This window comes from Psychrobacter sp. Ps2 (assembly GCF_022129405.1).
GTDB lineage: Bacteria > Pseudomonadota > Gammaproteobacteria > Pseudomonadales > Moraxellaceae > Psychrobacter.
Genome location: NZ_JADQAM010000005.1, coordinates 1 through 12,378 on the forward strand (window position 1 = coordinate 1; position 12,378 = coordinate 12,378).

Below are 12,378 nucleotides of genomic sequence, written 5' to 3' on the forward strand. Positions count from 1 at the left end.
TAGCGCGTAATTTTAAGTCAATGCTTTATCTGGCGTGTACTATCGTTCATTGTAAGATGAATTGAAGACACGCCCTAGAGATTTATTTAACAAAAAACACCCAACCAAGTTGAGTGTTTTTTTATTCATCTCTTTCAGTTACATCAAAGCTTAAAGCGTACTGATAATCTCATTCAGCTTGTGATTAAACGTCTCGTCCGTGACGACACCAGCTTCTTGATACCCAGCAACTTTTTTAATCTAATGATGACTTTCAAAAAAATTTGAGAAAAACAATCATTACATAGTTTGGGGATTGGGAATTAATCCATCTTTTACCATGTTGTCTAAATGCTCAATGATTTCATTATCTGTACGCAAACTCATTTCATTGAATCCAGCCTGACGAGCTTTCGTCACATCAAATATCCCATCGGTTTCGACATGAAAAAGGAAGTCACCAAAACTGCCTTGAGCAATACGATTAATATCAGGCTCTCGCAAGTCATATCGAGTTGCAATATTCTTCCATTCGGAATCTGATGCCTGATTCAAACGTTGCTGAAGATTAATTGGCTGTGGCTCGCCGACATCCAGTCCGAACCATTCCGCCACTTTTGGCCAGAGATACTTCCAGCGACATACATCACCGTTGGTAACGTTATAAGCACCATCCTTTTCGTTGTCGGCCGCCCACACGACCGCCTCACCCAATAAACTCGCAGTCGTAAAGTTGATCAATACACTATAAGCCGCTGCAGAACCCGGAAATTGCATAGCAACGCCAAAGTGTTTACACAACGTACCATAGAGACCAATCAAGTTCCCCATATTCATAGCAGAACCAAGCGAATGACCAATCATGATATCCGGTCGCAAAGCGGTCCACCTGATACCTTTACTCTCTAACGTGCGAGCATAGTCTTCGTGTTCAAAATATAGGTTTGGTGGATAATGACGGCTATCATCCTCTCGAGCTGGCGTTTTATACACACCAAGATGAGCACCATAAACCTTGCCCCCTTGCAGAAATATCACCCGCTTCAAATCCGCCCCAGCGGCTATCACACTTTCGATGATATTCTTAAACATCAAGCTATTTTCTTCCGCTTCTGTCTTTGCATCATCGGAGGGTTTGATTGCTGCATAAAAAATATGAGTCACATGGGCCAGACTGTCTGAATGCTTCTGTAGTGAAGCTCTATCAAGTAAATCAGCAGATAAATGTGCTGTCTCATGGGGAGGCTCAATCGCTCTTGAAAGAGTTGTTACCTTCCACTCAGCATCTTGTAATGCGACAACAGCCCCGTTTCCGGTCACACCTGAACCACCTACGACAAGCATATGAGGTTGCATTATATCTCCTTAGGTAACGTCAACTTTTTTGATAGAAACCAGCCACTAGCAGTGGCTGGTATCAAAAATTAATTGTCTTACAGATTAGGCGATACGACCACCGCCGTCAACATTGACCACGGTGCCATTAATAAAGCCATTTTCAAGAATAGCCAATGCTGCGTGAGAGAGGTCTTTCGTTTGACCAACTCGTCCAACAGGAAGCGATTGAGCGACATCATTAAAGAGAGCAGCTTTATCTTCATCATTGAGCATATCCCAAGTTGCGCTATCGACGACTCCGGGAGAAATAACATTAAAACGTTTTGGTTTCATTTCAATGGCTAAATTAGCCACAAGGCTTTCTAATGCGATGTTTACAACACCAACAATAGACGAGCCTACTCCTTGTCGATAAGCGGCAAGGCCTGAATAAAATAACACAGAGCCTGAATTTGTCAGGTGCTTATCAGCGCTACGCGCTAAGTTGATCGGACCATAAAGCTTGCTGGCAACCATACTTTGAATCTCCATATCCGACAACTCTAAAAATGGCTTAAACACCAGATCAGCAGCGGTCGATACAATGTGATCGTATGGCGCCTGCTCTGCAAGTGCTACATCAACTTGCTTCGCATCACTAATATCTAGCGCATAAGTACCTAATACACTGTCACCCAGTTCTGCTGCAACCTTATCCAACTTATCTTGCTTTCGCCCAGCTAAGGCCACTTTGGCGCCACGAGCGACCGCCATCGTTGCAAGCGCCGCCCCCATTCCTGAGCCTGCACCAACAATAAAAATTTTTCTGCCTTTCAGTGAGCCTTGACCATCATTGCTCTGTATCAGTGGTGTTGTCATTTTATTCTGCCTAAATCGTTAATTGGTCTTTATGATACAATATTTAAATCAACTAATAATTAACCATATAAAGAATGGTTTATTCAGGAATATTGAATAATGGACAGACTTGACTTAATGCAGATATATGTGGATATTCACGATATCGGCTCTATGGCTGGAGTAGCCAGACAAAGGAACATCGCTCCCTCAGCAGTCACGCAAGCATTACAAAAATTAGAGCAGTACGTAGGCGTAACACTGATTATGCGTACTACTCGGCGCATGTACTTTACACCGGAGGGAGAGCAGTTTCTGCATCACTGCCGCTCCATACTCGGAAAAATAAAAGAAGCGCTTGATCATGTTAATCAAAATGGACCACTACGAGGAACCATTCGTTTTACAGCAACCAATGATTTTGGTCGTACTCGATTACCATTTATCATTGATGAATTTCTAGAGTTACACCCACAAATAAAAGTGGATCTTCATCTATCGGATGGTGTCGTGGATCTGATCGGTGAACGCTTTGATTTCGCCATTCGAACCGGACCTCTGGTCGATTCAGAGTTCAAAGCACGCCGATTAACGAGTCAAAAGCGCTACGTATGTGCAGCCCCGATTTATTGGGCAAACAACGGGAAGCCCACGCATCCTAGAGAGCTCTTACAGCATAACTGTCTGGTTTTAGCTCGTCCCAACGCTTCGCAATCGGAATGGCACTTTATCGAACAAGGAAAATCATTTGCAGTTAAAATATCCGGCAACAGATTGGCCAATGATGGAGGTGTACTACGCCAATGGGCTATTAATGGTGCAGGTGTGGTTGTAAAAGGTGAATTCGACATTGAGGAAGACCTTAAAGCAGGACGTTTAGAGTGTGTGCTTACTTCTTTTACACATCAGCTGATCAATCTCTATGCGGTCTACCCCGGACATCGCCCATCGCCAAACCGAGTACTGGCGATGATAGATTTTATCGTTGACAGGCTAAAAGTGTAGTGGTCAACTAATTTAGGACAGCTGATAAGTGAGCTATGCTGAAGAAACCGTATAAGAAAACTCGGTAAACTAACGACTCGATGAAGAGTTTGCCATGACTAAGAAAAAGTAAAGCTATAGTACGTAATTTAAAGAATAGGTCAACATCTCAGCTCTCATCCCTCCTTTAACACCCGATAAACGGTAGCTACGCCAACACCAACCGCCTTAGCGATCTCTTCTTTTGTCATATTGTTTTGACTGTCCAATTCTTTAATACGATTGTGTTTCGTTGTATTAGGCTTCTTACCAGTGGGCTTATAGCCACTGTTAGCCAATCCCTGCTTGATACGCTCTCTACGCTTGTCGTTATCAAGCTTTGCCATTGTTGCTAACAAGTCGATCAGCATGTGATTAATCACTGTTAGGATCTCACCTGTCATACCTCCGCTAACCGTATGCGTGGTTGGTAGGTCAGCCACCACCAATCGTAAGCCCTTATCTTTGATACGCTGTTTTAGAATCGCAAAATCGTCTTGAGATAGCCTGCTTAATCTATCCACACTTTCAACAAGCAATATATCGCCTTCTTCAGCGTCATTGAGTAACAGAGTGAGTGCGGGCCTATCGAGTTTAGTACCACTGAAATGCTCAACGTACTCCACATGGCTATCATCATAATCTGTACTGAAGGTCACCAAATCAGCTAATGCTCTGGTAGCGTCTTGATCCTTAGTGCTGGCTCTCACATAAATACGAACAGTCATAACGCCTCTTTGTATCATTTAGACTTATAAATTGATGTTCATTGATAATAGCATGATATTACTATCATTTAATAATAAAAACGAGTCTAATGATAGAAAGGTTGTCATTTAGAGTTTTTATGTTTTGGGTATAGGCTAATGATAGTCGGCGAGAAAAAAAATATGCGTCTAAGCGTAGTAAAAGCGCCTCAATCATGGGTACCTAAACGATGATGGCGATCATTACATTTTTTCTCAGTGCTTGTCGTAGTTGGTAGTTTGAGAAAGACCGTTATAATCTATTTTTAGTAACTGATAAAATTTAGAAAGAGTTGTTTATGAAGTTATTGGGCGGTTTATTTATAAAAATTTTTATTGAGAATGTGATAAAAGAGTTTGTAGTTCAGTGAGTACGCCAAGCCATAACTTGGCGCCCTCATTCTCTGATAGACACATACCAAGGAGCTCTTTCTTACCGCTAAGATTGACGCCTATGGCTAAGTAAATGGCTTTGATGATGATCTGCTTGTCTTGACGTACTTTAACGACAATACAGTCCAAATAGACGATAGGATAAACACTGCTTAATGGCCGGTTCTGCCAAGCAGCTTGAGATGTCGACGTCATAGAGCTCTTTAATGGTTTCGACAATCTCAGTGGTGGTTTGACCTTTGGCATAAGAAAAGATGATTTTATCGTCAAGACCTGAAATACGGGTTTGATGCTTACTGAATAGCACAGGCTTAAAGCTGCTATCACGGTCTCTTGGGGTGGATATCTCAATATCGCCTATGTCACTGCGGACGGTCTTTTTAGTGTGTCCACTGCGCTTATTAGGCTTGTCTGCTTTTTCATGCTTGGGGTAGCCGAGATGGTCTTTCATCTCAGCTTCAAGAGCAGTGTCGATAAAGGATTGCATGAGCTGCTTTTGAAAGTCTTTGATATCCTCAAAGCTGTTCATGCTACCAGCCATTTGCTCGGCCAGTTTTTTAGGGTCAGATTGGTTCGTCGTTGCTTATTCTCCGGTTAGTGGATTATAAGCAGTTACACAGTTTTTAGGAAAGGCTCGACATTAAAGCTACATTGCACAATTTTCAACAACTGTTCTCGAACCTCATTTGCTGTAATGTTTAGATCTACAGTAGTAAAGCTTATTTTATGATTTTGAATAATGACATACTCATTGATATTCTCACCTATCGAAGGATGAATAAATAAACCACCAGCATTCTTATTAAGAGGGTCATCATTACCTTCTTGAGACCTTAAGTAAGTGTACATCTGATACAGATACCCACTTCTTAACGTTTCATTTCGATACCATCCACTTGTAACTACAGCATTAAACTTAGTATCTATAATAATGCGATACGCCAAGTCCGTATTATCAATGATGATATCCGTCTTCATATTAGGAAAAACTTTATCCATACTTGAACTTTTATCATCTATTTGCCATTTAAGTACTTTCCCTGCACTTACTCGATAACATTGATTTGACAGAACTGTATCATAAAACCCAGCGACGCCTTTTTCAAAAAGCTTGCGAAGCCACGGTAGATCATCTCTATCAAGTAAAGGTAAAGTAGTGCAACCCTTAGACTCGGTAGGCAGTGCTAGATTAAAGGCAAGATGTGCGGCCGTCACCATAGGCTTATCTTTAGCATCGTGCCTTCCAAATCTATCCACTGATATTTCACTACGACTAGGGCGTATTTGACTGACACCCATTCGTCTTAGACGTATATCTAGCGATCGGCACCGATGAGCCAAATCTTTTCGTTTAACTACTTTAGAAATAACCTCAAGAGCTGCCCTAACATATCTATTACGCGGTGTATCAATGGTTAACTCATCAAAGCTGCAGGAGATCTTACCTCGCTCAAGTAACCTGCCTCTTTCAGTGTCAAGCAGGTCTATTTTTCCACGAACTCGACTAACTACTGCTTCACGATGTTGATACGCATAACTTAGGTTTAGCTGAATGCGACGTTCAACGCGGCGGCACAGTATTTCTGCAACCAGATCTGGAATATCATCAGGGCTTTCTTCAACAGCGACATTGGCTATATTAAGCTCTTTATAGATGTCTGAAGCATACAGCATGAGTAACCATAGATTACGAACGGGTATTTTGCCAATGTACCCGTTCTTTTCATCAAGCTTGATAGACATACTATAAGCCTTCAACTAGATGCTTTTGAGCTTTTTGAGATTTTTCGAGATCATCGAACCAGTACTCATCCAGTAAAGGCGCTATTTCTGTTGCGACAACGTCACTAAACCATGCTTTTGGATTATTGACTTTCATATTACCAGCTGGTGTCACATAACTATGTCCTACCTGAAATTGCGCACCAAGATTTGTGTCTGCTGAGATCTCATTGTTTAAGTCAGTCATACGACTATCAATCTGTCTTAAGAAATCGATATCGATACCATTTTGAGAGTGTACCCAGCGTTGCCAAGCTTTTCCAAGTGTAGGTTCTAAGTCAATAAAAGCAAAGCGGCGACGCAAGGCAAGATCAACTAATGCAAGTGATCGGTCGGCAACGTTCATAGTTCCCACAACGTATAAATTTTCAGGTATGAATACACGTTCACCATCAGTCTTTTTATAAGACAGCTCTAACGCTTCATCTGGGTTTCTCTTGTCCGTTTCCAGTAGTGTGAGCATCTCACCAAACACTTGGGCTGGGTTGCCACGATTAATCTCTTCAATGACGATGACATACTCTTTTTCAGGATTTTCTATCGATTTTTTTATCATCTCCATAAAAGGTCCATCTACTAATGATAATCGACCTTCCCCTGAGGGTCGCCAACCACGTATGAAGTCTTCATAAGAGAGATTTGGATGAAACTGTACCGCTTTTATTTGATTGTCATTACGCTGACCGATTAAGGCAAAGGCTAATCTCTTAGCTAGCCACGTTTTGCCAGTCCCAGGAGGTCCTTGTAAGATTATATTTTTTTTAGCTTCTAGGCGTTCGAGTGTTTTTTCGATTTTAGCCTTAGGTAAAAAACATCCGTCTTTGATAATACTGTCTACATTATAAGGATCTCTATTCTTTTCAGTAGTCAAAACATCATGAGATGTCTGAACATCAAGTCCTTGTATTGAGCTTTCATCCAATAAGCGATATGAATCTCTACTTAACTGCTCTAGTTGATTGCTTTTCCTCATCACCCCTAAACAATGTACAACAGTTCCCTCTATATCTTTCCTACCAGGCCATCTTTTGTCGAGATCGTTCTCAAATCTGTCTAGAAACTCTTGTTTTGTAAACTCAGATGAGCTTTTATCGCAGCATAGCTGATAAGCTTGACAAGCTATCATCTCTTGCCAAGTATTGTATTTTTCAGTGCATTTTATACGGATAACGGATGTTTTTTGTACGTCGCTAAGATTCACTTTATCAGTAAGATTAATATCCTCTTCAAACTGCCAAGTGCTTTTTTGAATCAACTGACCTATATCGTTTAGTGTAGTACGAGTCATCCAAGAGGGCTGCATAGCGACTGATTGAACATAATTATTCATAGCGTATTCCTTAATATACTTTTACCAACTTTGGAATTCATATTTTTTGATGACAGCATCCCAATTAGCATAGAACGTTTCACTAATGACATTACCTTGATTGTCAAGCGTATATCTTGTAATACTACTTTCGTGTGGTTTACTAGCATCAGTGTATTGATACATATTTATTTTACCTTCTTTGTAGTAGCAATCATCGTAGTATGCGTCGCTCCAAGTTTGAATATTAGGCGCATCGTACTTAGGTTCCACGATAAAATTACCAGATTTATCGATAACACCCCATTTACCAGTCTCATAGTCACCCACTCGAACGGCTGCTAAACCCTCTGAAAAATCACAAGCACGATCCCATTTTGCTTTAATTGAGATATTGCCATTGGTATCAACAAAACCATATTGACTGCCATTATTCCAGTGATTACTTTCAGTATACTGAGCCAGTCCATCTGAATAAGAGTGAAGAAAGTTAAATTTAAAAGGAACAATAGTTTTTCCTGATTGATCAATAGCTCCATATTTCTCTTTCAAGCTTACGACTGCCAACCCGTCTTGAAATGCTTCTGCTGACTGATACTGATAGGGAATGATAAGTTCTCGTTGCTTATTCATATATCCATACTTACCATTACGATAAACAGCCACTAGTCCTTCACTAAAGCTCTTATAGTCAGTATCCATACCTGTATCATTAGCTTCATGCTCAACAGGAATAACCAATCTACCCTTGTTATCAATAAAGCCCTGAAGATTTTTATAGCTTAGATTGCCTTCTTCATCGTAGCCCTTTTTTATTTTTCCAACATAAGCTAAACCATCAGAAAACTCTCCACAAGTCTCAAACAGACCAGTAGGAACCACCACTTCACCAAAACTATTTTTGTAGCCACAATCCCAGCTGTCTGTTGACTCTTCATAAAAACGCTGCAAATCTGCATTTGCAACTGAGCAATACATCAAACTTAATAGACTAGCACTCACTGTTTTTAAAAAACTTTTATTCATTGATATTCCTACGTTTTTTACTGTTAAGGCTATTATTTTGTCCATCCATTTTTATCTTCTATATATAGCAATACTGCTAACCCCCCTTCATAGTGGTCAGGAATATACCCTCTATTATCAGTATAGTACTCTGCACCTTCTATAAAACGATTTGATCTATCTACAGACCAACCAAAACCCATAGAAAGCCCTCTATTTCGTCCTTGATCATCATAAGTCCAACCTCTTTTGGCGTAGTACTTAATGTCATGGTCACCCTCATAACGATAAGAGTCAGGAATATCTTTCCACTGTTTAGATAAGGCTATAAATCCGTTGCAATAACTATCACCCCTACATTCGGGCACATTCGGTGCAGTGTCTGGATTATTATAAGTATTCATCATCTCAGGCAGTCCTGCGAAACTACAAGTACTGCTGATTGCCAAAATTAATGTCAGACATATTTTTTTCATATAACACCCCTTAATAGATAGTTGTTTGGTATTACTATCGTCTAAATCTATTTCTATTGCAATGACTCAAGAGTCCTGTGCGACATTAAATGACGCATCCGTAGGATTTAACTAAGAAATTCTTAAATTGACAAATAAAACGTAATTTCAAAGAGCAGGTAAAAAGAAGGTTTCAGCTGGAATAGCTCAGTCTTTTGCACAGATGGGTATCAACATGAGTGAATATGGAAAAAAATGCAGCGAGCTGTACAACCTATCAAAGTCTCTTAAATAGTAAAATTATGTCGAACACGACGTATAATGTCGTAAAGAAGATCTACATACTGTTCAATAGAAAATTATTTTGGTAGTCTTAATAAAAGGTAAAAAACAAACGTATGTGTACAATATTTAATTGAGGAGATAGTAATGATTATTGCACTAAGAGGTTACGGTACATTTATTTACGCTGGTACAGTAGCAAAGGATACTTATGAGTATTTCGAAGATGAAGATATTTACTTACAGGAATACGCTGATTATTTAGACGACCCTGAATCAAGTAACTTACAAATACCTAAAGAGCACGATTTTGTTGATGGTGGTTGTCTGTATGATGTGGATAATTTGTGGTGTATATCAGGCGCAGAATTAACTAGTTACTGTATTTTGAGTGTAGATTTAGAGAATGGAGATGATGATTGGGAATGCGACCTTGATTTAGATACCTTAGAAGAGCTCGGAATTAAGACAACGTGCATTAGCTCATCTATTGGGATGATAAATGATTTACCTTCAGGCACTTGCGCATTTATGGCTAGGGAAACCACTACAGGGCTACAGTTTGAAGAAAATCAGATTATATCTAGTAGTAGTGATTTTGACCCAACCAAGCTAGAACTTTACTATCATGAGTATATGGATACGTACATAGTCAAACATATAAAGTACGATGGAAGAGAGTATTTCGGTAGTAATTCTGAATGGGATGCAAAAGATAAAGAGTTTAAATGGTACTTGCGTGATTAAAAGTTATAGGGATTTCACACAGTGGCCTTCATTAAAAACGCATAAAATTAGGTTATAGATAAATATGTTAACTAAGAAAACCGCTACAACTCGTGGAGATAACTATAATGAACTACTCAGTTTGGCTAAGTCTAAAAATCTGACACTTAGACGTGCTAATAAATCAGGTGAAATTCCTATGAGGTTTGAGATTGTTCGTAGAGGTGCTTCACGAAACGAGCAGCCTTTTATTGATAATTTAACGCCTGAGCAAGTCAATAATAATAGTCCATTAAGTGAGGGATTTACCTTAAAAGAATTTATTAGCCAGTTTAAAACAGTATGTCCCAGCTGAACTACTTAAAAAGGCTTATTAATCTACTTATAGTGGATTAATGAGTAGTGATCAGTTTAGGTGTTTCTTTAGCCACATCAGCAATCAGAGGGAAGCTCAGCCTATTGGAAAGCAAGGACTGATCGTATTGACAAGGCCGAATATGTCGTTCTTATGAGAAACCATAGAGCACCATAGGCGGTAAAGGATGGCGTTAATCATGGTCAAGCATTCATGATTGGTAAGATCTTAGGTTGGACAGCTTCAAAGGAATACGAAGGAAGGAAAGTAATTCATATTAGTGAATATGCGCTATTACCAGACACTGCTAACTTTAAGAAAGCTTGGAGAAAACTGACAGATGGTCAAAGGTATCCTTTATCTTATATAACGACAGATGACTTACTAGAAAACATTGATCTTGATGTTGAGAGTCTTGAGTGGTCTGTCTTTGAAGATAAATCAAAGTCGAAAGATGTAATAAGTGCTATTGATGAAATTTCAGGTGAGCAGGATGAAAATGCATTATCCGATATCATAGCTGAAGCAAAGCATATGGTTGCTTGTGTGGCTGGTATAGATGAGTCTAAAGTAAGTATTCAGATTAATTTCTAACAACCAATATCAACAATATAGAGCCGTAGAGTACATAGTTATGGATAATAATTCTGCTCATGCAATGCAAGTTGATATTGTGAATTCTAGTAATAGAGATATAACTATTGCGGCCTTATATCGACCAAATATGGAATATTTTCCACCATCTATCATTGGCTGCTTCGTTGTCAACGACTACTGGAATGAAAAAGCATTATCAGAGCTACAAGAGACGGTGGGTGCTGATTTCTTGGTGGGACTACAGACAAAAGAAAATAGCTCCAAACACTTATTTGAACATATGGATATTGTGAAGACCACTATAAAATGTCAGCCTGACCAAGTGAATGATATTATTCAGCTATTAGATATCTATTCTTCACGCTATGTCATATGTTTAAATCTTTATGATATTAAAAGCTTATTTGAATGTAGTAAATCATTCAAGTTTATTCAAACTGGTACGATGGATAATTCTGAACCATGTTCAATACAGGCTGCGACACAAGAATTGGTGAGCCAGATTCCTAGTGCTGATCTTATAAAAGGTATATTCGTCAATCCAGAGAGCAACGAAAGCTTAGCGTTAGATGATTATGCTTATATATCTAACGCTGTAGAGTCAGCCTGTGACAGTTCAGATATATATTATAGTCAAAGCACTGTTGATGCACCTAGTCATTGTTGTTTAAGAGCCATATATGCTGAACCATAATTCAAAAGATAGCAGCGTCCAACTTGTTTAGTCTACCGTGCGTAGTACTTGCACTTGCTACCCTAATTTTTGTGAATGGTATAAGTTATCTTGTATAAGGAAATGCTAATATGAAAACAGATGCAAAAATATCAAAGTGCGAGAAATATAGATACTCATTGGAGCGTATATGGGATGAAAAAAAATCGCTAGTAGCTTTTATAGCTTTAAATCCATCAACAGCTGATGAGGTTAATAATGATAAGACTATTAAGCGATGTATAGATTTTGCGAAATCTTGGGGGGCAGGTGGGATGTACATGTTTAATGTGTTTGCTTATCGTGCTACAGACCCAACTGATATGAAGGCACAAGAAGATCCTATTGGCTCAGAAAACGATAAATTTTTAGCCAAGCTACCTAAGGTGGATAGAATTATTGTTTGTTGGGGTAATGACGGTCTTCACAGAGATAGGGCTAATCAAGTCAGAGAGATATTAAAACATACGGAGCAAAATAAATTATACTGCTTAGATATAAATAAAAATGGTGAGCCTAAACACCCTTTGTACGTTCATGGTTCAACTAAGCCAACACTATACGAATATCCTCCAACAACTTTCATCTAACATGACATTTCCTAACATCCATCCCATAACAGTGCTTATGGGAAATAGAAATAATGATCCAAAAGCTCACTGCATGTACACAGTGAAGTACACTGTGACTATTTCAGCAAGTTAAAACCCTGATATCATTAGCCTACAGTCAAGGTTTTAAGTCCTCAATAGGGTACCGAACGAGACCATCCCAGATTCTGTGTAACTGCCATTTAGATTAAATGCTTACTGATACGGTCATCAAACATAATCATAAAA

Annotated in this window: 13 protein-coding genes and 1 pseudogene; 6 read left to right on the forward strand and 8 right to left on the reverse strand. The window is 39.2% G+C overall.

Annotated features, from left to right (window positions below; translation table 11 throughout):
* Positions 1-279 precede the first annotated feature (279 nt).
* Positions 280-1,335, reverse strand: a complete 1,056-nt coding sequence (locus I3254_RS00215) for an SDR family oxidoreductase (protein ID WP_227501895.1) — start codon at positions 1,333-1,335, stop codon at positions 280-282.
* An 84-nt stretch (positions 1,336-1,419) separates the two neighbouring features.
* The gene (locus I3254_RS00220) at positions 1,420-2,175 is read right to left on the reverse strand and encodes an SDR family oxidoreductase (RefSeq protein WP_102090359.1); all 756 of its coding nucleotides are present in this window, start codon (positions 2,173-2,175) and stop codon (positions 1,420-1,422) included.
* 99 nt (positions 2,176-2,274) lie between these two features.
* On the opposite strand from I3254_RS00220, the gene I3254_RS00225 reads away from it, so the two are divergent.
* Entirely contained in the window at positions 2,275-3,159 is an 885-nt protein-coding gene (locus tag I3254_RS00225) for a LysR family transcriptional regulator (protein WP_238050398.1), read from the forward strand.
* A 155-nt stretch (positions 3,160-3,314) separates the two neighbouring features.
* Here the strand turns inward: I3254_RS00225 and I3254_RS00230 are convergent, their stop codons facing one another.
* The 6 genes and pseudogenes from I3254_RS00230 to I3254_RS00255 all read right to left on the reverse strand — a co-directional run bounded on the left by I3254_RS00230 (position 3,315) and on the right by I3254_RS00255 (position 8,888).
* Positions 3,315-3,905: a recombinase family protein gene (locus tag I3254_RS00230; protein ID WP_238050399.1), complete on the reverse strand. Its 591-nt coding sequence runs from the start codon at positions 3,903-3,905 to the stop codon at positions 3,315-3,317.
* A 351-nt stretch (positions 3,906-4,256) separates the two neighbouring features.
* Positions 4,257-4,857, reverse strand: a pseudogene (locus tag I3254_RS00235) (transposase).
* Between the two features lie 71 nt (positions 4,858-4,928).
* Complete coding sequence (mcrC, locus tag I3254_RS00240; protein WP_238050400.1) at positions 4,929-6,059, reverse strand: 5-methylcytosine-specific restriction endonuclease system specificity protein McrC; 1,131 nt, start codon at positions 6,057-6,059, stop codon at positions 4,929-4,931.
* A gap of 1 nt (position 6,060) precedes the next feature.
* Entirely contained in the window at positions 6,061-7,428 is a 1,368-nt protein-coding gene (locus I3254_RS00245; RefSeq protein ID WP_238050401.1) for an AAA family ATPase, read from the reverse strand.
* A gap of 21 nt (positions 7,429-7,449) precedes the next feature.
* Entirely contained in the window at positions 7,450-8,433 is a 984-nt protein-coding gene (locus I3254_RS00250; RefSeq protein ID WP_238050406.1) for a WG repeat-containing protein, read from the reverse strand.
* Positions 8,434-8,465: 32 nt separating this feature from the next.
* Positions 8,466-8,888 (reverse strand): hypothetical protein, encoded by a 423-nt coding sequence (locus I3254_RS00255; protein ID WP_238050408.1) that lies wholly within the window; start codon positions 8,886-8,888, stop codon positions 8,466-8,468.
* Positions 8,889-9,296: 408 nt separating this feature from the next.
* On the opposite strand from I3254_RS00255, the gene I3254_RS00260 reads away from it, so the two are divergent.
* From I3254_RS00260 to I3254_RS00280, 5 genes are all read left to right on the forward strand, one after another.
* Positions 9,297-9,896 (forward strand): hypothetical protein, encoded by a 600-nt coding sequence (locus I3254_RS00260; RefSeq protein WP_238050409.1) that lies wholly within the window; start codon positions 9,297-9,299, stop codon positions 9,894-9,896.
* A 64-nt stretch (positions 9,897-9,960) separates the two neighbouring features.
* A complete protein-coding gene (locus tag I3254_RS00265) occupies positions 9,961-10,230 on the forward strand; it encodes a hypothetical protein (protein WP_238050411.1) in 270 nt (89 codons plus the stop codon).
* Positions 10,231-10,443: 213 nt separating this feature from the next.
* A complete protein-coding gene (locus I3254_RS00270; protein ID WP_238050413.1) occupies positions 10,444-10,824 on the forward strand; it encodes a hypothetical protein in 381 nt (126 codons plus the stop codon).
* 40 nt (positions 10,825-10,864) lie between these two features.
* Positions 10,865-11,521: a hypothetical protein gene (locus I3254_RS00275; protein ID WP_238050415.1), complete on the forward strand. Its 657-nt coding sequence runs from the start codon at positions 10,865-10,867 to the stop codon at positions 11,519-11,521.
* 110 nt (positions 11,522-11,631) lie between these two features.
* A complete protein-coding gene (locus tag I3254_RS00280; protein WP_238050422.1) occupies positions 11,632-12,129 on the forward strand; it encodes a DUF1643 domain-containing protein in 498 nt (165 codons plus the stop codon).
* The last annotated feature ends 249 nt before the right edge of the window (positions 12,130-12,378 follow it).